Source organism: Pseudomonas sp. HP_01 (assembly GCF_055284355.1).
In genome coordinates, this window is sequence record NZ_JBTOPV010000048.1 from 1 (window position 1) to 20,819 (window position 20,819).

The window sequence follows — 20,819 nt, forward strand, 5'->3', positions numbered from 1 at the left end:
CTCGCGGGCGCCCGCCCCGGGCGCCCCCCCGCCCCCCCCCCCCCCCCCTCGCCCCCCCCCCCCCCCCCCCCCCCCCCCCCCCCCCCCCCCCCCCCCCCCCCGCTCCTACACAGGTTCTGCGCCAAATGAGCGGTCTGGACTCCCATAACCTACGCGCAAAAAAACAGGCGCCGAAGCGCCTGAAGAAGAGTACGGGAGACTCTGCGAAATCAGAAAATCTGGGTGAACAGCCAGTACAAACTGCCCGACAACAGGATCGCGGCAGGCAGGGTCAGTACCCATGCCATCGCCAAGTTGCGCAGGGTGCGCATCTGCAAGCCGGAGCCGTTGGCGACCATGGCGCCGGCCACCCCGGAAGACAGAACGTGGGTGGTGGAAACCGGAAGTCCATACATGTCCGCCGCGCCAATGGTCAGCATCGCGACGACCTCGGCCGATGCGCCCTGGGCGTAGGTCAGGTGGGTTTTGCCGATCTTCTCACCGACGGTGATCACGATCCGTTTCCAGCCCACCATGGTGCCCAGGCCCAGTGCAATGGCCACGGCTACCTTGACCCACAGCGGGATGAAGCGTGTGGCGGTATCGATCTGCTGTTTGAAGGTGTCGACCTTGGCCTGGGTGTCCGCGTCGAAGTTGCCGACCTTGTTCTTGTCCATCAAGCGGATGGCTTCGGAGGTCAGGTACATGTCGTTCCGCACGTTGGCGGTGGCCTCGGCGGGCACCTTGGCCAGCGAGCCGTAACTGGCGACCTGATCGCCGATCTTGCCGGCCATCACCGCCAGCGCCGGCACAAGCTCCGGTGTCGCCTGCTTCTCGCGGATGTAGACCGACAGCGTCTGACGCGAATCGGCCGGCGCGGGCAGCGGCGACGCTTTGCTCAGGGCCTGTTGCGTGACTTGGGCGACCGCCGCGAACTGCACCGACTGATCGGCGGGCATGGCGCGGTTCAGCGCGTAGGCCATCGGCAGCGTACCCACCAGAATCAGCATGATCAGGCCCATGCCTTTCTGGCCGTCGTTCGAACCGTGGGCAAACGACACGCCGGTGCAGGTCAGGATCAACAGACCGCGAATCCAGATCGGCGGCGGCTTGTTGCCTTCCGGCGCTTTGTACAGCGCGCGGTTCTTCACGAACATGCGCAGCGCCATCAGCAGCAGCGCGGCGCAGGTGAAGCCCACAAGCGGCGAGAGCAGCAGCGAATAACCGACTTTAGTCGCCTGGGACCAGTCGACACCGCTGGTGCCGTCGCGGCCGTGCATCAATGCGTTGGCGATACCGACGCCGATGATCGAGCCGATCAGCGTGTGGGAAGACGAGGCCGGCAGACCCAGCCACCAGGTGCCGAGGTTCCACAGGATCGCCGCGATCAGCAGGGCGAAGATCATCGCGTAGCCCGCTGACGAGCCGACTTGCAGGATCAGCTCGACCGGCAGCAGCGCAATGATGCCGAAGGCCACGGCACCGCTGGAAAACAGCACGCCCAGGAAGTTGAACGTTCCCGACCAGACCACGGCGAAGTTGGGCGGCAGGGAGTGGGTGTAAATGACCGTCGCGACGGCGTTGGCAGTGTCGTGGAAACCGTTGACGAACTCAAAGCCCAGCGCAATGACCAACGCGACGCCGAGCAGAATGAACGGGGTCCAGGTCAGGACCACAGTGCCCAGGTCATCCATGTCCTGCTTCAAGCTGTAACCGGTGTAAAACAGGCCCAATACCAGCACGACGAAGAAAATCACCATCGTCATCACGCCAGGCTTGCGGCCGAATTGAGCACTCAGTCCGGGCCCCTGTTGCAGAGGGCGTTGAGCCAGTGATGGGGTTGCCATGGGTCGCGATCCTGTTGAGGGGGGATGGCAGACATGATCATTTCAAAATGTGACAAACAGACGACGCGCCCCCGTTTTGCCCGAATCCCTTCATTCAAAGCGAACCGCGACTGCGTCTTTCTGTTCGCCAATTGGCAGGCTGCGCAGGTCACGGACAGGGTTGAAGTGAATGTCATTGAATTCGCTATTGAGGTCATCGCGAAACGATATAACCGCCTGTCCCGGATGAAGGCTAGCCAATTGTTTTTGTTGAGGGATGCACTAGCGTGAAGACAGAGGCAATTGCCTCTCTAATCATTGCAAAGGAACGCAATAATGGACGCGAACAAAGTTGATCAAGCAACTATCGATAAGCCTTATGTAGTAGGTAAAAATCCGCTAGACAAAATTTCAGCCACTGAAAAATTCAAGGTCGAAGTCTTGACGAACCAGATCCACATTGGGGGTGTTGTACTGTGCCTGATGCGAGAAAACGGCACAGTCGCTAGCTCCGATCCGGTGTACACCCCTGGAAACTGGGCCGGTGAGCGTCCAGTGCGAATCACGTCTCAAGACGTCACCTTGATACCAGGCCTTGTTTCTGGTGAGGTGCTCACTGCGCGTTTTATCTACGCTGAGTACGCCAAGGACGGAGTCGATCAACACGCCGGTACGAAAAGTGCGACTGTGAAGAGTGCGGGTCAGAAGAAATTTGAGGCGGAAATAGAAGACTTTCGCAAAACGGGTAACATCAGCGCCTTTCGTTCATCGTTCAGGTTCGAGGGTGAGAGTTATACCGTGGCGTAGAGGGATCGTTGAACACTCTGTCCTATTGGCTGAGTGAGCAATAACGATTGTTAGTGTGCTGGCGGCCCGGACCCACTTCTCATGTTGGGGCGGGTCGTCAGATTTATGATTAACGGTGTTTAATACTCCCGACTTTTTCGAAATGCCCAACGTCCGGCGATAAACGTAAAGGTCGCCACTAGCGCGACCAACACCCAGAACCCGTGGGGATCGCTGGCCAGTGGAATTCCCCCGACATTCATCCCGAAAAAACCAGCCACGATATTGATGGGCAGCGCCAGCACCGTAACCACCGTCAAAGTGAACAGCGTGCGGCTGCTTTGTTCGTTGAGGTTGGCGGCGATTTCTTCCTGCAGCAGTTTGATCCGTTCGCCGAGGGCCGTGAGGTCGCTGATCACCAGCGCCGACTCTTCGGTGGATTGCCGCAGTTCTTGCAAGTCGTCTTCCAGCAGCCATTGCGGCGGCCGGTGCAGCAGGCGCATCAGCGAGCCGGGCTCCAGGGCCAACAGCCGTTGCAAACGCACCAACACCCGACGCATGGCGCCCAGTTCCGTGCGGTTATTACTCAGGCGTTGGGAGAGGAGCTGGTCTTCGATTTTGTCGACGCTGAGGCTGGTCTTGCGCATGAACTGGCTCAGCACGTCGCTCTGGTCGCGCAGCAGGTGGGCAAGCAGTTCGAGGGGGGAGCGGAAGGTTTCGCCCTGTTTCACTGAAGAGCGCAGCCGGTCCACCGAGCGCAACGGCTGATGGCGCGCGGAGATCATCAGGTTGCTGCGCACGCAGACCCACAACGTGGCGATGTCGGTGGAGACGCGGTTGAAGTCGAAAACCACGTCGTTGACCACCGCGAGCAGGGCGGAGTCGACGTGTTCGATGCGTGTGGAGCGTGAACCTTCGTGCAGCGCTTCGAGAAACTCGTCGGGCAGGTCGAGGTTGGTTTTCAGCCAGCGTTCGCAACTGGCGTGGGTCAGGTTCAGGTGCAGCCAGACAAACTCGTCCGGCGCGGTTGGCTGGCGCAGGCATTCCAGCGCGGCCGCCGAATCCAGCTCGCGGCCAGGCTCGTCGGGACGAAAACGGTAGCCGTACAGCAAGCCAAACAGATCGGAATCCAGATGGTGGGCGATGCGTTGATTCATGAAGGCTCGCAGACGGAAAGTGCCCCGCAGGGCACGAGATCGAAAGCGGCATCATCGCAAGGGGTTTTGACAGTTTTGTGACGATTTGTATCAGATGATTACGATTTGATCGCGGTCATTGTAGGCGCCTGCTTGCCCCTCGATCGGCGACGAAGTCGTCGTCAACCCAGACGCCGCACTGTGTGAAGCAGGCACAGTTACAGCCATTTACGACGGGTTTCCCGCCGATCGCGGGACAAGCCACGCTCCTACAGGTGACAGCTAGACCATGGACAACCGCGTCTTGCGCAGTGGCGCCGGCCATGAGGAATCAATCAGCAGCTCATCCTCAATCGACAATTCGATATCAACCGCCGCGGCGTTCAATTCCAGGTGATGGGGCGTGACGGCCTTGGGAATGGCGATCACGCCGTCCTGCCGCAGCACCCACGCCAGGCTGATCTGCGCCGGGGTGGCGTCGTGGCGTTCGGCGACTTCAAGAATGGCAGGGTTCATCAGCAGATTGCCCGCCTGGCCAATCGGGCAGTACGCCATCAGCGGCATCCGCGCGGTTTGCATCCAGGGCAGCAGGTCGTATTCGATGCCGCGTTCTTCAGGGTTGTACAGCACCTGGTTAGTGGCACACCCGCCGCCGAGGCCTAGCGCGTCGAGCTCCAGCAGGTCGGACACGTCGAAATTCGACACGCCCCAGCGGCCGATTTTGCCCGCTTCACGCAGGCGCTCGAAAGCCTCGACGGTTTCATCCAGGGGGTATTGACCGGGCCAGTGCAGCAAATACAGATCGATGTAGTCGGTGTTCATGCGTTTGAGGCTGCGCTCGCACGCCGCCGGAATGCCTGCGCGGCTGGCGTTGTGCGGGTAGACCTTGCTCACCAGCACGACCTCGTCGCGGCGCCCGGCAATGGCCTGGCCGACGACTTTTTCGGCGCCGCCTTCACCGTACATCTCGGCGGTGTCGATCAGCGTCAGGCCCAGGTCGATGCCCAGTTGCAGCGCCGAGACTTCCGCCTCGAACTGATGGCGGTCCTCACCCATGTGCCAGGTGCCCTGACCGATAACGGGGACGGTTTTGTCTGCCAGTTCAAGCGTGCGCATCGGGGGTGCCTCCGGGCGTATAGGACTCAATGATTAAGAATCAGGCAGTACCGGCTGGCAGGGGTTCAATCTCAAGCGAATTCGCGGTCTGTTAGTGGAATGCGTACCCATTGCAGGACCGGCTTCAGCCGGGAAGAGGCCCGATTGAGCGACATCAATTTTGCGGTGTGGCGACCGACGCCTTCCCGGCTAAAGCCGGTCCTACAACGAACGCGGTCTGTTAGTGGAATGCGTACCCATTGTAGGACCGGCTTCAGCCGGGAAGAGGCCCGATTGAGCGACATCAATTTTGCGGTGTGGCGACCGACGCCTTCCCGGCTAAAGCCGGTCCTACAACGAACGCGGTCAGTCAGTGGGACTGCGTACCCATTGTAGGACCGGCTTCAGCCGGGAAGAGGCCTGTGTGAGCACCATCCATTTCGCGGCGTGACGCCTGGCGCTTTCCCGGCTAAAGCCGGTCCTACAACGAACGCGGTCAGTCAGTGGGACTGCGTACCCATTGTAGGACCGGCTTCAGCCGGGAAGAGGCCCGATTGAGCGACATCAATTTTGCGGCGTGACGCCTGGCGCTTTCCCGGCTAAAGCCGGTCCCACAAAGAGTGCGCGCCAACCCGCGAGAACTTACTTATGCCCGTTCTCCCAACCCCCGCCCAGCGCCAGGAACAGGTCAATCTGCCCCATTGCCACCTGGGTGTTCGCCGCCGCCAGTTGCGCGGTGATGTCGGTGTAGGTGCGGGTGGCTTGCAGGTCGGCGAGGAAGGATTCGCGGCCGGCGAGGAAGAACCGGTGGGTCTGGTCCGCCGCCTGGCGCGCCGACTCTTCGGTTTCTACCAGCGCATCGCGGCGTTCCAGCAGCGCGGTGTATTGCGACAGGCCGGTCTGGGCTTCGCGGATGGCATTCAGCACCACGCCATCAAAACGCGCCAGCGCTACCTGGTTTGACGCTTCGGCGATGTGAATCCGCGCCCGTGCGCCATTGGACGGGATGGTCCAATTGATCACACCGCCAAAGCCCCAGCGGTTGGTCGACGGATCGCCCAGTTCATCGAGAATCCCCACGGTACCCACCGTCGCGCCGATGCTGATGTCCGGATACAACTCGCCGGTCGCCACACCAATGGCCGCCGTCGACATGGCCAGCCGGCGCTCCGCCTGACGCACATCGGGACGACGCTTAAGCAGCGCGGCGCCATCGCCCACCGGCATGACTTGGGCGATGTGCGGCAGCTCGGCGCATTCCGCCACCCCTTTGGGCAGTTGGTTCAGCGGACGGGCGAGCAGCATCGACAGGCGATACAGCGCCGACTTCTGCGCCGCTTCGTAACGCGGCAACTCGGCACGCAGCGAGCGGAATTGGGTCTGCGAGCGCGTGACCTGGGTTTCGTCACCACGGCCGGCATCGCGCAGGCGCTGGGTCAGGCTCAGACCCTGTTTCTGAAGGTCCAGGGAGTGCAGGGCAATGTTGCGTTCTTCATTGGCGGCGCACACCCGGGTGTACGCGCGCACCACGTCGGCCACCAGCGTGATGCGCGCCGTGTCGGCAGCCGCCTGGGTTGCGTCGGCGTTGGCCTGGGCCGCTTCGATGCCGCGCTGCAGCACGCCGAACAGGTCGAACTGATACGAGGTGGTCAGACCGACGTCACCGACATTCGCCACCGGCACTTTCTCCGGCAGCAGATAGGCCTGCCCGGCTTCCTGCAAGCGCTGCGCTCCGGCCTTGGCCGTACCGCTCCAGCCGCCCGCCGCATCGGCCTCGCTCATCTGAAAACGCGCCCGTTGCAGGTTCGCCGCCGCGACGCGCAAATCGGTGCTCGACACCAGCGCCTGACCCACCAGCGCGTCGAGTTTCGGATCGTGATACAGCCGCCACCAGTCAGCCGGCACCGGCGCCGACACCACATTTTTCGATGAGCCGGCCAGCTCGCCCTGCAGATCGGGTCGATTGACCGCGGCTTGATCAGGCAACGTGTAATCCGGGCCGACCACGGTGCAAGCCGACAGCAGCAAGCCCATGCCCACGGTCAGCAGGCGTGCGCGGTGTTTCATTTCGGCGCTCCAGGCTGGATGGGTTGGTCATTTCCCTGAGCAGCTGTGGGGGCGTCATCGATGATCGACACCGTCGCCGTACGCCCGGCAATCATGCGGAAGTCCGCCGGCACGTCATCAAACGCAATGCGCACCGGAATCCGCTGGGCCAGTCGCACCCAGCTGAACGCCGGGTTGACGTTGGGCAGCAAGTTCGAGCCGCTGCTGCGGTCGCGGTCTTCGATGGCGGCGACGATGCTCACCACATGACCATGCAGGCGCGCGTTGTCGCCGATCACGCGGATGTCCACGCCGGAGCCGATGTGAATCCCGTCCAGCTTGGTTTCTTCAAAGTAGCCGTCGATGTGGAACGAGTTGCTGTCCACCACCGACAGCACCGGACGTCCGGCGCTGACGAATTCGCGGTCGCGGGGCGCGCGGTCGTTGAGGTAGCCGTCCACCGGGCTGCGGATCACCGAGCGGTCCAGGTTCAGTTGCGCCGAATCGACGGCCACCTGCGCTTCGTTCAGGGCCGACAGCGCGCGGGCTTCCCTGGACTGGCTTTCTTCCAGCTGCTCGCGGGCGACCAGATTGCCGAGGCTGCGGTTGCGACGGTTCTCGCGCTGGGCCTGTTCCCAGGTTTCCTTGCGCTCGGCAACTGTCGCCTGGGCCTGGCGCAAAGCGAGACGGAAGCGGTCCTGGTCGATGGTGAACAGCAACTGGCCTTTCTTGACCGGTTGGTTGTCGCTCACCGCGACTTTCTCGATCAGGCCCGAAACGTCCGGAGCGATCTGGATCACGTCGGCGCGGATGTGCCCGTCGCGGGTCCAGGGCGCGTACATGTAATACATCACCATGCGCCAGACGACGATCGCGGCAAGGGTGACAACCAGCAGGGTCAGGACCACGCGGCCCAGCGTCAGTAGAGGTTTTTTCATTTCATCAGGTATCGACTTAGGGTATCCACGACGCCGAGCAGCAGAGCGTATAGACCGACGTTGAACAAAGCCCGGTGCCAGACCAGGCGGTAGAAGCGGGCGCGCGTCAACACGGCGTGCACCACCAGAAAAATCAGGTAAGCGATGCCCATCAGCACCAGAAAGGTCGGCAGGAAAATCCCGCTGATGTCCACATCACCGATCATAAGGGCGCTCCATCGATGCCATAGGGCGGTTGTTCTTCCTGCTCGGCGAGCACATCGACGATCTCCACGCCCGGCAGCAGCGCCAGGCGCAAGCCACTCAGGGCGTGCAGCAGATTCATCCGCGCGTCGTCGTCGCCTTCGCCGTTGAAGGTCAGCGCGCGGCGGGCGCGGTCCATGGTCATCAACAGACCTTTGGGTGCAGGCAAACGCTCGCGGGCTTTCAGGCAGTCCCGAAAGTGCGCGCCGACTTCGGTCGCCACCTGGCGCAGCAACTGACGCGGCGCCGGGTCGACCCGCGGCATGTACGCCAGCAAATCCAGCATGTTCAGGGCGACCCGCGCTTCGCGCAGTGCACTGGTGGAATCCTGCGCGGTGATCGCCAGGCGCGGCAGGTGCTGCATCAGCCGGTCAAGCATGCGTACACCCATGTGCCGGTGATCGGCCAGGGTGGCGTCTTCGCTGAGGGAGACGATGTCGCGCCAGCTGAAGCGGGTCAGACGCCTGGCGGCCACTTCAGTGCCGAACGGCCTGACGATCAGCGTCCAGACGAAGGCGAATGCCAGACCCGCAGGGCCAGCCAGGTTGGAATTGACGAAGTTGACGAAGTCGGCGTCGTAGGCGCTCTGGATGCTGATGAAAGATGAGGTGTTGACGATGGTCAGCAGCGTGCCGAGGTAGAACTTCGGCTGCACGGTCAGGGTGCCGACGCAAATGAACGGCACCGAAAACGCCAGCACCAGCATCGGGAAGTCGTGCAGGTTGGGCAGCACCACGAACAGGTAGAGGCTGGCGAAGATCACCGACATCATGGTCCAGAAGAAGAAGCGGTAGATCTGCGGCGCAGGGTCGTCCATCGCGGCAAAGAAGCTGCACGACACCGCCGCCAGCGCCACCGCGCTCGCGCCGTCCTGCCAGCCGAGCAAGATCCACAGCACCGACGCGACGATGATCGCGCTGACCGAGGTCGCCACCGAATACAGCATCATGCCGCGATCGAGAAACGGCGACAGCCGGCCCAGCCGCCAGTGGCGATACACTGCGCGCCACGCGGAGTGGTCATCGGTCTCGATGGCGTGCTGCAGGCTGCGGCAGTCCTGCCACAGGTCAATCCACTCGCGCAGGCGATACAGCGCGTTCGACAGCAGCAGGTGCCGGCGATCGTCGATCTGCGCAGGGGTGGGTTGCAGGCGGTCGAGTTCGGCGTGCAAGGCTTTCCAATACGCGATCGGTGCACCTTCGGCGGTCTGCTCGACCCAGTCGCGGCACTCGATCAGCAGCGGGGCGAGGTCGGCGACGTGCTCAGGCGAACGCCGCTCCAGCGCCCAAAGGGCATCGTCCAGGGCATCGATGACCGGCAGCAGGTGAATCATCCGTCCGCGCAGTTCCTTGGCGTTGCGCACCGTCTGGCGATGGGCGCCTTCGTGGGGCAACTGGCCGATCATCAGCTCCAGGCTATTGAACGTGCCGACCATGGCCGTGCGCAGACCGCCGACCGCTTCCGGCGTGGCGCTGCGGGACAGAAACAGGTCGCTGTAGGTCGACGCGTCCTTGAACCACTTGCCCGTGGCATCGACCAGTACCGGCGCCAGCCGACGCGGCCAGAACATCGCGCCGACCACGGCGGCGCAGACGATGCCGAGGAAGATCTCCTCGGTGCGCGAGACGGCGATGTCGAACACCGCCTGCGGGTTGTCGACCACCGGGAAGGAAATCAGCGGCATGGTGTAGCCCGCCAGCATCAACGCGTAGCTGTTGGCGGTGCGCAAATGCAGGGACAGGAAGAGCAGGGTACCGGTCCACAGCGCGATGACCACCGCCAGCAAAAAAGGCGTCTGCACGAACATCGGCACCAGCACCACCGAAGCGGCGGCGCCGAGCAGCGTGCCGGCGGCGCGGTACAGCGCCTTGGAACTGGTCGGCGCCACGAACGGGCTGGAGACGATGTAGACCGTCGCCATCGCCCAGTAAGGGCGGGGCAGTTCCATCATCAGCGCGATGTACAGCGCCAGCATCGATGCCGCGAAGGTGCGCACGCCGTAGAACCAGTCGCGGCCCGGCGGTACACCGTCGAAAAAGCCTTTGAACCTGGCGCTCAAGATGACGACTCCGGCGCCGTCGGCGTGGCCTGGGCGATGGCGTTGAACACGCGCAGCGTTGCTTCCAGGTCGGCGGGGTCGACGTGGCTGAAGATGTCGCGGCGCAGGCGGATCAGCTCTCCCTCGATGGCGTTGGCTAAAGCGCGGCCCTCATCGGTCAGGCTCAACGCCTTGGCGCGGCGGTCGGTGGGGTCTTCGGTGCGTTGCACCAGTCCGGCTTTGCACAGTTGATCGAGCAGGCGCACCAGTGACGGGCTTTCCAGCCCGCAGGCCTGGGCCACCGTGACCTGACGCACGCCTTCACCCAGGCGCGCGATCATCAGCAACGGGCCGGCGCAGGCTTCGCTGACGCCCACATTGATCAGTGTGGTCTGGCAGACGCGACGCCACTGCCGGGAGGCCGCTACGACGCCGCCGGTAACGCGCATTTGCAGGGTGTCAGGGTTCATGAAGAGGCCATTGAAACGGTATGGGAGGTTGGTTAGGACCTGAATGATTAGGCGCTGCATTATTAGGTTGCTAACTAATAATATCTTGTAACACTGTGGGGCCGTCAAATGGAATCTACCGTGGGGGGCCGAGCGGATTGTCGCAGGAGGCTTTTTGCAAGTATCCAGCAGCAGAGTAAGGGAGGCGCCAGATGCCTCTGAGCGCATAGCAGGAACGAGCAGGACGAAGGAGCAGCCTTTTTCCCATACCGTCTGTCGGCTGAGCCCTCGCTGGCTGAACTAATTTTCTGGGCGTCGTCTAAGCGCCTCTCCAAAAAAATGGCGCCAAATTATTAGCCTTCCTCCCCGGTTTCCGCTGGTTGGGCAAAACATGAGGTCAATGGGCCACTTCGGCTCGGTAGTGGCACTGTGCCGTCTTTGGGCGCTGCTTGCGGGGGTTTGGCGGTTTCTTGACTCCGGGGCCCACTAAAGATCAAACGGTTCAGCCGATAGCAAAGATGACGGGAACGGCAGTGACAGGCCTGTTCCAGACACCTTATTTGCTGTGCGCCTCGCGCACCATGAGTGCACCCATGATTGATCTCGCCATCTGGAATCTTTCTATACCGGTCGGTATCGCAGCCGCCACCATCGACACGCCAAAACTCGTCGGCGGTTACCAGGATGGTTACTTCCGTTCAGGGGACACTTTGTTCTTCTGGGCGCCGGTTACAGGGTCAAGGACTGACAATGCCAAATTTCCCCGCACCGAACTGCGTGAAACCTACGCCAACGGTGCGGTTCACAACTGGACTTACTCTGACGCGGACAACTTCCTGCGTGCGGCGCTGACCGTGGACCAAGTGCCTTCTTCGGGCAAAATTGTCATCGGTCAGATCCACGCCTATGGCAGTACCGAGCCGCTGCTCAAGCTCGAATACCAGTACAAGGAAAAAACCAAGACCGGCAACCTCGTGGTGAAGTACCGCTCGACGCCGACTTCCGAGCCCGAAGTCATTCAAGTGGCAACCGGCGTGCTGCTCAAGCAACGCTTCACGTACACCATCCACCTGACCCAGGCCGGCAACCTGACCGTCAATGCCTACGACATGCAGTGGGGCGCCAAGCTCGACCTGTCCTGGAAGGGCAAGCCGCTGTATTTCAAGGCGGGCGTGTACACCCAGGACAACGCCGGCTATGCCACCGAAGGCGGGGCGGCGACGTTCTACAAACTGCAGGCGACCCACGACAAGAAGGCCTGAGGTTTTCGGTGCGGATGCGGGAGTGAGCAGTTAGCGGCACAGCCCGGAATATTGGCCGACACAAAACCCGTGTAGGAGCGCGCTTGCCCGCGAAGGCGATATGCCTGTGCCATCAGTGATGCCTGACCCACTGCTTTCGCGGGCAAGCGCGCTCCTACAGGCGCCTCGGCCTGGCAATGGATTTACGGGTAGCGAAGATTCAAATCTGCTGCAGCCGGCCTGCGGGCTGGCGTGGAAACACCAGCCCGAAACAGATCCGCCCCGGCGTCGGTTGGTTGACCGCCGCTTCGCCGCCATGCAGCTGCATGATCGCGGCGACGATCGCCAGGCCCAGTCCATTGGAATCGGAGCTCTGGTGACGTGAGGCGTCGCCGCGATAGAAGCGGTCGAACAGTTTGCCCAGGGTCGCGTCGTCCAGTGTCGGGCCTTGGTTCTCCACTTCGATGCGGCAGCGCTGGCCGCTCTCGATCACACGAATCTTGATCTCACTGCCTTCATCGGCGTAGCGAATCGCGTTCGCCACCAGGTTGCTCAGCGCCCTGCGCAGCAACAGCGGATCAGCCTCGATCCGCGCGTCGCCTTCGGTGTGCAGGGCGATGTCACGCTCTTCCGCCAGCCCTTCGAAATAGCCCGCAACCCGCTGCATCTCGTCCGCCAGATTCAGCGTCTGGCGATTGAGCGCTGCCTGGGCTTCATCGGCCCGCGCGAGGAACAGGATGCTTTCGACCATCCGCGAGATGCGTTCCAACTCCTCCAGATTCGAGGCCAGCAACGCCTGATATTCATCTTCCGTACGCGGTTGTCGCAACGCCACCTGACAATGCCCCATCAACGAACCCACCGGTGTGCGGATTTCATGGGCCAGGTCGGCGGAAAACTGCGTCAGTCGCTGATAACCATCGGCAAGCCGGTCGAGCATCGCGTTGTAGGCCTCGCCCAGCTGCTGCAATTCCACCGGGGTGTCGCGGTTGTCCATGCGGCTGTCCAGTTGCGCCGGAGTGATGGCCGCGGCATGGCTGGCCATCCTGCGCAAGGGGCGCAGACCCCGGCGCAGCAACACATAACCGAGCAGCGCCGTGACCACGAATGCCAGTGACACGGCGAGCAGGATGCGATTGCGGAAACCCGCGAGGGTCGCCATCTCCTTGACCGCGATGTGCGCCGCTGTCAGGTGCACAACCTTGCCGCCGGACACCGCCTCGACCGTCGCCGCGCGCATCGGCACCCCTGAATCCAGCATGCCGCTGCGCATGTCGGCCACGCTCAGCGGCATGTTGGCCGGTACCACCGGCATCGTCGGCAACGGCGCGTGCAGCGGGTTGACCATGATCACCGCAGGCTTGCCCGGCTCGGCGATGATGAAAATATCGTCCTCGCTGTCGAGCATGTTCTCGAACAGTTGTGGGCTGCTTTGCAGCGTGGTCAGCGTCAGGTCGTATTGCAGCAGTTTGCGAAAGTGATCCAGCCGCGCCAGCACCGCATGGTCGCTGCGAGTCATCACCGCGCCTTTCATAGTCTCGTAGAGATACATGCCGGCGCCCGCGACGGCGAGCATGGCCACCACCGAAAACGCCAGGGTCGCGCGCAGGGTCAGGGATGGCTGGCGTCGGGCTCGCATGGCCGCACCTCGCAGACGTAACCGATGCCGCGCACGGTGTGGATGAGTTTGCTCGGGTAGGGCGTGTCGACCTTGCTGCGCAGGCGCTTGATGGCCACGTCGACAACGTTGGTGTCGCTGTCGAAATTCATGTCCCAGACTTCCGAGGCGATCTGCGCCCTCGACAGCACGTCGCCCTCGCGGCGCAGAAACAGATGCAGCAGCGCGAATTCCTTGTTGGTCAGGGTGATGACCTGTTGCTGGCGCGTGACGCGCCGACGCAGCAGGTCCAGTTCCAGGTCGGCCAGATGGAAATGATCGGCCTCGCGCACCACCCCGCGACGCAGGATGGTGCGGATGCGCAGGAGCAGTTCGGTGAACGAGAACGGCTTGACCAGGTAATCGTCGGCGCCCAGTTCGAGGCCGCGGATGCGATCCTGTAACTGATCGCGGGCGGTGAGAAACAGCACCGGCACATCCTGTTTCGCCCGCAGGATTTCGATGATCTGCCAGCCGTCGATGCCCGGCAGCATGACGTCGAGCACCAGCAAATCGTAGCTGTGCTCAAGGGCCATGTGCAGGCCGTCGGTGCCGTGCTGGGTCCAGTCGACTTTGTAACCGGACTCGGTCAGGCCCTTTTTGAGGTACTCGCCGGTCTTGGTGTCGTCTTCGATAAGCAGAATGTGCATCGTCGGTCAGGCTCGCTTCACGTCATTGGCAGCGTCGCCGGCGTGGGGTGTCGGATGGTTTATCAGATTGGCCCGAAACAGACGCGAAGGTCTGCAGGCCGCGCCGGATGTGGAGTGTAACCAACGGATGGCGCGCGGTCGGTTACATTTTTGTCATTGATTGCCGCCTTGGCCGACTCGCTCAACGGTGGCGCCTTAATGACAAAAATGTAATCGGGCGGTCATTGTCGGGTGCCGGTTACGGGTACAGGATGGCCGTCATGCAACACACATGACCCTCAGCTTCAACTTTCCCCAACTGCCTTAAGGAATTCACCGATGAAGATGAAGACAGCCCTGACCACCACGTTCGGCATGCTGATGCTCAGCGCCGCCGTCATGGCTTCCGCCGCTGGCATGGCCTCCGGTGACATGCCGGTGGTCAAACCACTGCGCGGCACGGTCGACAGCGTCGACAGCAACACCCTGAACTTCACCACCCGTTCCGGCGCCCATCAGAGCATTGGCCTGACCGACAAGACCGGCATCCGCCTGGTCTCCAAGACTGACATCGCGTCGATCAAAGCGGACAGCTTCATCGGCTCCGCTGCGACTCCACAGGCCGACGGCACGCTGAAAGCCCTGGAAGTGACCGTCTTCGAGCCAAGCCTGAAAGGCAGCGGTGAAGGCCACTACGGTTGGGAAAACGCTGACGGCAGCACCGGCACCATGACCAATGGCACCGTCGGCAAGCTGAGCGGCAAGGCTAACGGCCGTACCCTGAGCGTCGGCTACAAAGGCGGTGAGAAGCAGCTGGTCGTGCCGGAAGACGTGCCGATTGCTTACGTGCAGCCAGGCAAGGTCGATGAGCTGGTCAAGGGCGCGAAGATCGTCGTGTTCCCGGGCGAAGACGGCAAGACCGCACGCGGTGTCGCGGTCGGCAAAGACGGCTTCCAGCCGCCGATGTAAGCGGGTTGCGGCGTCTCACGGCGCCGCTTTCACCGAATCCGTGATGAGTCTCGCACCATGAAAAAAACCAGAATTCATCCATGGCCCATCCGCCTGACGCACTGGATCAATGCCTTTGGCATGGTCTGCATGTTCATGAGCGGGTGGGGCATCTATAACGCGTCGCCGCTGTTCCGCTTCTCCTTCCCCCGGGATTTCACACTGGGCGGCTGGCTGGGCGGCGCGCTGGCGTGGCACTTCGCAGTGATGTGGCTGTTGGTGATCAACGGCCTGATCTACGTGCTGTATGGCCTGTTCACCCGGCATTTCAAGCGCGACTTCCTGCCGGTCACTCCCACAGCGGTCAAGCGCGACATGCTCGACGCCCTGCGTTTTCGTCTCAAGCACGAGAAGGGCGTGTACAACGCCGTCCAGCGCCTGATGTATTGGCTGGTGCTGGCCGCCGGCGTGTTGATCGTGCTGACGGGGCTGGCGATCTGGAAGCCGGTTCAGTTACAGGAACTGACCGCAGTGTTCGGTGGATACGACTTCGCCCGTTACGTGCATTTTGCGGCGATGGCATTCATTGGCGCGTTCGTGGTGGTGCATCTGGCGCTGGTACTGATGGTGCCGAAAACCTTGATGCCGATGATCACTGGCGGTACGCGTGGGATTGAGAGCGGGAAGGTCGAGCATGATTGAGTCTAAAAAACGCGCCATTGCGCGCATCAAGCTGGAGCCGGCCCAGCAGATTCAGCTGGAGAGCCTGCAGCGTCGGCATTTCCTGAAAGGTGGGCTGACGGTGGGCGCGATGGCGATGCTCACCGGTTGCAACCTGCAGGACGGCGATCAGGTGGATAAGGTGCTGTGGAGCATGTCGCGCTGGAACGATCGGGTTCAGGCCTGGCTGTTCAGCGGGCAGAAGCTGGCGCCGACGTTCACTAAGGATCAGGTCCGTAATCCGTTTCCGTTCAATGCGTTTTACAGCGAGGACGATATTCCGGAGCTGGACACGGCGGACTGGAAGTTGGGTGTGTCGGGGCTGGTGCGGGACAAGGCGCCGTGGACGCTGGAGGGGTTGCGCAAGTTGCCGCAGCGCAGCGATATCACGCGGTTGATCTGTGTGGAGGGCTGGAGCGCGATCGGGCAGTGGGGCGGTGTGCCGTTGCGTACGTTCCTGGAGCATGTGGGGGCGGATACGACGGCGAAGTTTGTCGGGTTCAAGTGCGCGGATCGGTATTACTCGAGTCTGGATATGCCGACGGCGTTGCATCCGCAGACGTTGCTGGCGCTGGATTTTGCGGAGGTGGCGCTGCCGCCGGAGTATGGTTATCCGTTGCGGGTGAGGGTGCCGACGAAGTTGGGGTTCAAGAATCCGAAGCATATCGTTGAGATTGTGGTGAGTAATGAGAATCCCGGGGGGTATTGGGAAGATCAGGGGTACAACTGGTTTAGCGGGATCTAGTCTGGCTTTAGATCTTTGAAGCAAGATCAAGATCAAGATCAAGATCAAGATCAAGATCAAGAGCGTCTGCCTGGGGGCAGACTGTTTCGCCTTCGGCGAGTTACTTGGAAAAGCACCCCAAGTAACCAAGGGTGCTTGCTCCTGGTTGGGTTCCTCCTGCGTCGGAATTCCCTCACTCCGACGACGCTCCGTGGGCCCGCGCCGAACGGACATCCATGTCCTGACGGCGCTCTCGCCGCATCCATGCGGCTCGGCCCACTCCGCGTCGTCTGCGTTCAGCCTGCACCCAAGTCGCGATTGGCGGTGTCTGGACTTTCTGTGTACGAAGATCAAAAGCAGATCAGAAGCAGATCAGCAGCAGATCGACAGCTTCCCGGCTGAAGCCGGTCCCACAGGGGTACGCGGTGTTTAGTGGGACTGGCTTTAGCCGGGAAGGCGTCGAGCGTCACGCCGCAAAATGGATGGCGAGCACACAGGCGCCTTCCCGGCTGAAGCCGGTCCCACTGAAGCATAATGATCGTTCCCACGCTCCGCGTGGTAATGCACCCTTTGACGCTCCGCGTCGGTGTTTTCAAGGTTGGTTGAGGCGTTCCTGAGGGCATTCCCTTCAATATCCCTTCTTCGGCAATGTTTCGAGCTTTGTTAGGCTGGTCTCGAAGCGGGCCATGGTGGGCCGCTGTTTTCAAGGGAGCGGCAATGACTTCCATCAGCACCGCAGCGCCCGTTGTGCCGGGGCGGCTGGAGCAGTTTTCGACGCGGATCGCGTTTTTCATTACCGGGTTCAGTATGTCGGCCTGGGCGCCGCTGGTGCCTTACGCGAAAGGCCGTCTGGGGCTGGATGACGCCGGGCTCGGGTTGTTGCTGTTGTGCCTGGGCATTGGTTCGATCGTTTCCATGCCGCTGGCGGGGGCAATGACGGTGCGTTATGGCTGTCGGCGGTTGATCGTGATGACGGGCGTCATTGCCTGTCTATGCTTGCCTTTATTGGCCACCCTGAGCTCGGTTCCGCTGATGGTCGCCACGCTGTTTGTCTATGGCGCGAGCATGGGCGCGCTGGGTTGCGTGACCAATATTCAGGCGATCATCGTCGAGCGGGCCAGCGGCAAGACCATGATGTCCGGGTTTCACGGGCTGTTCAGTTGCGGCGGGATTCTGGGGGCGGCGGGGGTGTCGGCGTTGTTGAGCGTTGGCGTCTGGCCGTGGCTGGCGATGGCCGTCGTTGCGTTGTTTATTGCCCTCGCGCTGTATAAAGCCGCGCCTCACTTGCTGCCCTATGGCAGCGAGCCGGGCGGGCCGGCGTTTGCGATTCCCCGGGGTGTGGTGCTGTTCATCGGGTTGATGTGCTTCACGGTGTTCCTCACCGAAGGCGCGATGCTCGACTGGAGCGCGGTGTTCCTCAGCGCCCAGCGCGGGGTCGAGCCGTCTTACGCAGGGTTCGGTTATGCGGTGTTCGCGCTGTTCATGGCCATCGGGCGCCTGTGCGGCGATCCAATCGTCCGGCGTCTCGGTGTGCACAAGATCATCCTGTTTGGCGGGCTGTGCGCGGCCGCCGGGATGACCGTCGCGACCCTTATTCCGGTTTGGCAGGCGGCGTTGTGCGGCTATGCGCTGGTAGGAATCGGCTGTTCCAACATCGTGCCGGTGTTCTACAGCGCGGTCGGTCGGCAGAAAACCATGCCGGAGAATGTCGCAGTGCCGGCGATCACCACATTGGGCTACATCGGGATTCTGATGGGGCCGGCCGGCATCGGTTTTGTCGCCCACCTCAGCAGCCTCGGCGCGGCGTTCATGATCATCGCCGTGATGCTGCTGGGCGTGGCGATCAGCGGGCGGTTCTTGCGGGTGTGAAGCCAATAACGGGAGTCAGCTCGGCATCATCGCAAAACCCACGCCGAAGCGGTTCCAGGCGTTGATGGTGGCGGCGGCGAGGGTGATGCTCACCACTTCGGCTTCGCTGTAATGGGTGAGCAGCGCTTCGTACTGATGCTGCGGCGCGCGGTGCACGGGCAGCAGGGTCAGGCTTTCAACCCAGGCGAGTACGACTTTTTCCTTCTCGGTGAAGAATTCGGTGTCTTCCCACACGCTGAGGGTCTGCAGGCGGGCCTCGGTTTCGCCGGCCTTGCGTGCGTCATTGGCGTGCAGGTTGACGCAGTAGGCACAGCCGTTGAGCTGCGAGGCACGTAGACGGATCAGCTCCAGCAGCGAATGATCGAGCCCGGATTTGCTCAGCGCGGTCTCCAGTCCGACCATGGCTTTGTAGGCTTCCGGCGATTTCTGTGCCCAGGTGATTCGGTTATTCATGGTGGGTGCTCCCTTCAAAGTGGCCGGCGGAAGCCGCTGGACGTGGCGAGATGTTACGCCGGCCCTGGAGCACGCCGAATAGCCAATCAAGGAGGTTTACCGGAGACCAATTGCGCCGCTATCAATCAGCGGCACAGTGTTGAGGGCGGGCGAGCAAACGCTCGCGAACCCCGTCGTAGGCCAGGTTGAACAGCATCGTGTAGGGCAGATACAAGAGCACCAGGCCGATGTCCAGCAGGAAAGCTTCCAGCAATGGGACCGACAACCACCACGCCACCATCGGCACCACCAAAAAAATCAGTCCCGCTTCAAAGCCGATGGCATGCAGCGCCCGCGCCTTGAGCGTCATGGCAAACCCCAGGCGGGCGCGGAGACGGTCGAACCCGGCATTGAAGACCATGTTCCAGAGCATGGCGACCGTGGAAATCATCACCGTCATCGCGCCCATCTTGCCGATGGACTGACCGAGCACCCAGGCCAGCCCTGGCGCAAAAATCAGCACGCCGATGAGCTCGAACAGCAGCGCATGCAGGGCCCGCTCTTTGAGGGACTTCGGCGCAACGACCGGCTTCTTGGTCTTGTTGGACGTCAGGGTGTGCAGAGGCATGTGAATAATCACTTTTTCGGGGCAGGTGTGCATTGTCGTGGTGCGATGGGCTAGAGTGAAAATCGGTCCCATCGGAAAAACCGATGGCGACGCCACATGCTTCTCTGAGGTGTCCACCTGTGAGCTATTCCCCCGAAGCACTCGAAGCATTCGCCCAGACCATCGCGCTGGGTTCTTTCAGTGCCGCCGCGCGCCGCCTGGGCAAGAGTCAATCGACCATCAGCGAGGCCATTTCGCGACTGGAGATCGATCTCGGCGTCGAGTTGTTTGATCGATCAACCCGCCATCCGGCCCTGACCGAAGCGGGCAGGGCGCTGGAAGGACGCATCGAGGACGTCCTGGCAGCGTCCGACACATTGCGCCGCGCGGCGGGGCGTCTGGTTGAAGGGATGGAGCCGCGCCTGACGCTGGTGCTGTCCGATGCCAACCAGTTCGCCGAGTTTCAGGCACGCATGACCGAGCTCGATCAGCGCTTTCCGGAGCTGGAACTGGAGTGCGTGTTTGCCGAACACGGCGACGCGATCAATCTGATTCAGACCGGTCGGGCGTCCCTGGGTTTGCTGTCGGCCCAGGCCTCGTATCCGCCGGAAGTGGGCTACGCGACGATCGTCGAGCGCGCCGACTTCGGCATCTTCGTTTCCCACAGCCACCCGCTGGCCGCCGAAGCGGCTGTTGATTACCGCCATCTCGCGCAGCATCGGGCGTTGCGCCTGAACACCATCGTCGACGAGAGCGTGCCCACCGACGACCTGCCCAGCGGCGCACGACGCAGCTGGTCAGCGCCCAATTACCTGCTGTTGATGGACATGGCAATCTTCGGGTTCGGCTGGTCGGCGCTGCCGCGCTGGCTGGTCAGCACCTGTGGTCAGGGTCGGTTGAAGGAGCTCAAGGTGCCGGGCTGGCCGCGCAGCTCAGCGGTCGACGTGATCTGGTCCCGGCAGAAAAGCCTGGGCCCGGCGGGGACGTGGTTGCTGGATACCTTGCTGGAGGGGCGGGGGGGCTATTGAAAGCGGCTGCATCTTGCCGCTGCGACCCTGCCCGTAGGAGCCTGGCTTGTCCCGCGATCGGCGGGGAACCCGTCGTAAACCTGTTAAACGCGGTGCATCTGGAGCACTGCGTCAGCCAGATTTGCTGCCGGTTCCCGGCAGATCGCGGGACAAGCCACGCTCCTACAGTCGCGGCAGCTTGCTTGCGAATACGGTGGGTCAGCGCCATTTAAGCTGACTGACAAATTGCCTTCGCGAGCAAGCTCGCTCCCATAGTTTCTTACCCTCATTCAAAATCCACGTCGAACGCAAATTTTTACTCGCCTCCAATATCCCCGTCGAACGCACATCTCCTGTAGGAGCAATCGGAGGTTACGACGGTCGCGAAGCGGCGGGCCTGTGACATTAATGTCGGCTGACACACTGCCATCGCGAGCAAGCTCACTCCT

At 62.1% G+C, this 20,819-nt stretch carries 20 protein-coding genes; 8 read left to right on the forward strand and 12 right to left on the reverse strand.

What is annotated here, in order from left to right; genetic code table 11:
• Nucleotides 1-209: 209 nt before the first annotated feature.
• Nucleotides 210-1,826: an inorganic phosphate transporter gene (locus tag ACYAR8_RS21225; RefSeq protein ID WP_463580971.1), complete on the reverse strand. Its 1,617-nt coding sequence runs from the start codon at nt 1,824-1,826 to the stop codon at nt 210-212.
• A 33-nt stretch (nt 1,827-1,859) separates the two neighbouring features.
• Here ACYAR8_RS21225 and ACYAR8_RS21230 point away from each other — a divergent pair, with 33 nt between their 5' ends.
• Complete coding sequence (locus ACYAR8_RS21230; protein WP_146175907.1) at nt 1,860-2,096, forward strand: hypothetical protein; 237 nt, start codon at nt 1,860-1,862, stop codon at nt 2,094-2,096.
• Nucleotides 2,097-2,141: 45 nt separating this feature from the next.
• Nucleotides 2,142-2,612, forward strand: coding sequence for a hypothetical protein (locus ACYAR8_RS21235; RefSeq protein ID WP_108119927.1), 471 nt, complete (start codon nt 2,142-2,144; stop codon nt 2,610-2,612).
• Between the two features lie 119 nt (nt 2,613-2,731).
• Here ACYAR8_RS21235 and ACYAR8_RS21240 read toward each other — a convergent pair whose 3' ends face one another.
• The 7 genes from ACYAR8_RS21240 to ACYAR8_RS21270 all read right to left on the reverse strand — a co-directional run bounded on the left by ACYAR8_RS21240 (nt 2,732) and on the right by ACYAR8_RS21270 (nt 10,557).
• Entirely contained in the window at nt 2,732-3,748 is a 1,017-nt protein-coding gene (locus ACYAR8_RS21240) for a transporter (RefSeq protein WP_463580972.1), read from the reverse strand.
• A gap of 261 nt (nt 3,749-4,009) precedes the next feature.
• Nucleotides 4,010-4,843: an aldo/keto reductase gene (locus ACYAR8_RS21245; protein WP_074889147.1), complete on the reverse strand. Its 834-nt coding sequence runs from the start codon at nt 4,841-4,843 to the stop codon at nt 4,010-4,012.
• Nucleotides 4,844-5,464: 621 nt separating this feature from the next.
• Complete coding sequence (locus tag ACYAR8_RS21250; RefSeq protein WP_463580973.1) at nt 5,465-6,889, reverse strand: efflux transporter outer membrane subunit; 1,425 nt, start codon at nt 6,887-6,889, stop codon at nt 5,465-5,467.
• Nucleotides 6,886-7,806: an efflux RND transporter periplasmic adaptor subunit gene (locus ACYAR8_RS21255; RefSeq protein ID WP_463580974.1), complete on the reverse strand. Its 921-nt coding sequence runs from the start codon at nt 7,804-7,806 to the stop codon at nt 6,886-6,888. The genes ACYAR8_RS21250 and ACYAR8_RS21255 overlap by 4 nt, the downstream gene beginning before the upstream one ends.
• Nucleotides 7,803-8,012 (reverse strand): DUF1656 domain-containing protein, encoded by a 210-nt coding sequence (locus tag ACYAR8_RS21260; RefSeq protein WP_065988670.1) that lies wholly within the window; start codon nt 8,010-8,012, stop codon nt 7,803-7,805. Before ACYAR8_RS21260 ends, ACYAR8_RS21255 begins: the two co-directional genes overlap by 4 nt.
• On the reverse strand, nt 8,009-10,108 hold the full coding sequence (locus ACYAR8_RS21265; RefSeq protein ID WP_463580975.1) for an FUSC family protein: 2,100 nt from the start codon (nt 10,106-10,108) through the stop codon (nt 8,009-8,011). Before ACYAR8_RS21265 ends, ACYAR8_RS21260 begins: the two co-directional genes overlap by 4 nt.
• Entirely contained in the window at nt 10,105-10,557 is a 453-nt protein-coding gene (locus ACYAR8_RS21270; protein ID WP_108120252.1) for a MarR family transcriptional regulator, read from the reverse strand. Before ACYAR8_RS21270 ends, ACYAR8_RS21265 begins: the two co-directional genes overlap by 4 nt.
• A 572-nt stretch (nt 10,558-11,129) precedes the next feature.
• On the opposite strand from ACYAR8_RS21270, the gene ACYAR8_RS21275 reads away from it, so the two are divergent.
• Nucleotides 11,130-11,798 (forward strand): polysaccharide lyase family 7 protein, encoded by a 669-nt coding sequence (locus ACYAR8_RS21275; RefSeq protein WP_074889135.1) that lies wholly within the window; start codon nt 11,130-11,132, stop codon nt 11,796-11,798.
• A gap of 199 nt (nt 11,799-11,997) precedes the next feature.
• Here ACYAR8_RS21275 and ACYAR8_RS21280 read toward each other — a convergent pair whose 3' ends face one another.
• Both ACYAR8_RS21280 and ACYAR8_RS21285 read right to left on the reverse strand, forming a co-directional pair.
• The gene (locus ACYAR8_RS21280; RefSeq protein WP_463580976.1) at nt 11,998-13,416 is read right to left on the reverse strand and encodes a heavy metal sensor histidine kinase; all 1,419 of its coding nucleotides are present in this window, start codon (nt 13,414-13,416) and stop codon (nt 11,998-12,000) included.
• On the reverse strand, nt 13,389-14,084 hold the full coding sequence (locus ACYAR8_RS21285; RefSeq protein ID WP_074889129.1) for a heavy metal response regulator transcription factor: 696 nt from the start codon (nt 14,082-14,084) through the stop codon (nt 13,389-13,391). Before ACYAR8_RS21285 ends, ACYAR8_RS21280 begins: the two co-directional genes overlap by 28 nt.
• A 324-nt stretch (nt 14,085-14,408) precedes the next feature.
• On the opposite strand from ACYAR8_RS21285, the gene ACYAR8_RS21290 reads away from it, so the two are divergent.
• The 4 genes from ACYAR8_RS21290 (at nt 14,409) to ACYAR8_RS21305 (ending at nt 18,324) form a co-directional block, all read left to right on the forward strand.
• Nucleotides 14,409-15,032, forward strand: coding sequence for a hypothetical protein (locus ACYAR8_RS21290; protein WP_074889370.1), 624 nt, complete (start codon nt 14,409-14,411; stop codon nt 15,030-15,032).
• 57 nt (nt 15,033-15,089) lie between these two features.
• Nucleotides 15,090-15,713 (forward strand): cytochrome b/b6 domain-containing protein, encoded by a 624-nt coding sequence (locus ACYAR8_RS21295; protein WP_074889126.1) that lies wholly within the window; start codon nt 15,090-15,092, stop codon nt 15,711-15,713.
• Complete coding sequence (locus tag ACYAR8_RS21300) at nt 15,706-16,476, forward strand: molybdopterin-dependent oxidoreductase (protein WP_463580977.1); 771 nt, start codon at nt 15,706-15,708, stop codon at nt 16,474-16,476. The genes ACYAR8_RS21295 and ACYAR8_RS21300 overlap by 8 nt, the downstream gene beginning before the upstream one ends.
• Before the next feature lie 696 nt (nt 16,477-17,172).
• A complete protein-coding gene (locus ACYAR8_RS21305) occupies nt 17,173-18,324 on the forward strand; it encodes an MFS transporter (protein ID WP_463580978.1) in 1,152 nt (383 codons plus the stop codon).
• Nucleotides 18,325-18,339: 15 nt separating this feature from the next.
• Here ACYAR8_RS21305 and ACYAR8_RS21310 read toward each other — a convergent pair whose 3' ends face one another.
• Both ACYAR8_RS21310 and ACYAR8_RS21315 read right to left on the reverse strand, forming a co-directional pair.
• Nucleotides 18,340-18,777, reverse strand: a complete 438-nt coding sequence (locus ACYAR8_RS21310; RefSeq protein WP_463580979.1) for a carboxymuconolactone decarboxylase family protein — start codon at nt 18,775-18,777, stop codon at nt 18,340-18,342.
• A gap of 121 nt (nt 18,778-18,898) precedes the next feature.
• Nucleotides 18,899-19,384: a multidrug/biocide efflux PACE transporter gene (locus ACYAR8_RS21315; RefSeq protein ID WP_463580980.1), complete on the reverse strand. Its 486-nt coding sequence runs from the start codon at nt 19,382-19,384 to the stop codon at nt 18,899-18,901.
• Nucleotides 19,385-19,503: 119 nt separating this feature from the next.
• Here ACYAR8_RS21315 and ACYAR8_RS21320 point away from each other — a divergent pair, with 119 nt between their 5' ends.
• Nucleotides 19,504-20,391 (forward strand): LysR family transcriptional regulator, encoded by an 888-nt coding sequence (locus ACYAR8_RS21320; protein ID WP_074889113.1) that lies wholly within the window; start codon nt 19,504-19,506, stop codon nt 20,389-20,391.
• Nucleotides 20,392-20,819 lie beyond the last annotated feature (428 nt).

Excerpts from the sequence above, each read along its gene's own strand:
- ACYAR8_RS21225 (WP_463580971.1), bottom strand. The coding sequence starts at position 1,826 with ATGGCAACCCCATCACTGGCTCAACGCCCTCTGCAACAGGGGCCCGGA.
- ACYAR8_RS21230 (WP_146175907.1), top strand. The coding sequence starts at position 1,860 with ATGATCATTTCAAAATGTGACAAACAGACGACGCGCCCCCGTTTTGCC.
- ACYAR8_RS21235 (WP_108119927.1), top strand. The coding sequence starts at position 2,142 with ATGGACGCGAACAAAGTTGATCAAGCAACTATCGATAAGCCTTATGTA.
- ACYAR8_RS21240 (WP_463580972.1), bottom strand. The coding sequence starts at position 3,748 with ATGAATCAACGCATCGCCCACCATCTGGATTCCGATCTGTTTGGCTTG.
- ACYAR8_RS21245 (WP_074889147.1), bottom strand. The coding sequence starts at position 4,843 with ATGCGCACGCTTGAACTGGCAGACAAAACCGTCCCCGTTATCGGTCAG.
- ACYAR8_RS21250 (WP_463580973.1), bottom strand. The coding sequence starts at position 6,889 with ATGAAACACCGCGCACGCCTGCTGACCGTGGGCATGGGCTTGCTGCTG.
- ACYAR8_RS21255 (WP_463580974.1), bottom strand. The coding sequence starts at position 7,806 with ATGAAAAAACCTCTACTGACGCTGGGCCGCGTGGTCCTGACCCTGCTG.
- ACYAR8_RS21260 (WP_065988670.1), bottom strand. The coding sequence starts at position 8,012 with ATGATCGGTGATGTGGACATCAGCGGGATTTTCCTGCCGACCTTTCTG.
- ACYAR8_RS21270 (WP_108120252.1), bottom strand. The coding sequence starts at position 10,557 with ATGAACCCTGACACCCTGCAAATGCGCGTTACCGGCGGCGTCGTAGCG.
- ACYAR8_RS21275 (WP_074889135.1), top strand. The coding sequence starts at position 11,130 with ATGATTGATCTCGCCATCTGGAATCTTTCTATACCGGTCGGTATCGCA.
- ACYAR8_RS21280 (WP_463580976.1), bottom strand. The coding sequence starts at position 13,416 with ATGCGAGCCCGACGCCAGCCATCCCTGACCCTGCGCGCGACCCTGGCG.
- ACYAR8_RS21285 (WP_074889129.1), bottom strand. The coding sequence starts at position 14,084 with ATGCACATTCTGCTTATCGAAGACGACACCAAGACCGGCGAGTACCTC.
- ACYAR8_RS21290 (WP_074889370.1), top strand. The coding sequence starts at position 14,409 with ATGAAGACAGCCCTGACCACCACGTTCGGCATGCTGATGCTCAGCGCC.
- ACYAR8_RS21295 (WP_074889126.1), top strand. The coding sequence starts at position 15,090 with ATGAAAAAAACCAGAATTCATCCATGGCCCATCCGCCTGACGCACTGG.
- ACYAR8_RS21300 (WP_463580977.1), top strand. The coding sequence starts at position 15,706 with ATGATTGAGTCTAAAAAACGCGCCATTGCGCGCATCAAGCTGGAGCCG.
- ACYAR8_RS21305 (WP_463580978.1), top strand. The coding sequence starts at position 17,173 with ATGACTTCCATCAGCACCGCAGCGCCCGTTGTGCCGGGGCGGCTGGAG.
- ACYAR8_RS21310 (WP_463580979.1), bottom strand. The coding sequence starts at position 18,777 with ATGAATAACCGAATCACCTGGGCACAGAAATCGCCGGAAGCCTACAAA.
- ACYAR8_RS21315 (WP_463580980.1), bottom strand. The coding sequence starts at position 19,384 with ATGCCTCTGCACACCCTGACGTCCAACAAGACCAAGAAGCCGGTCGTT.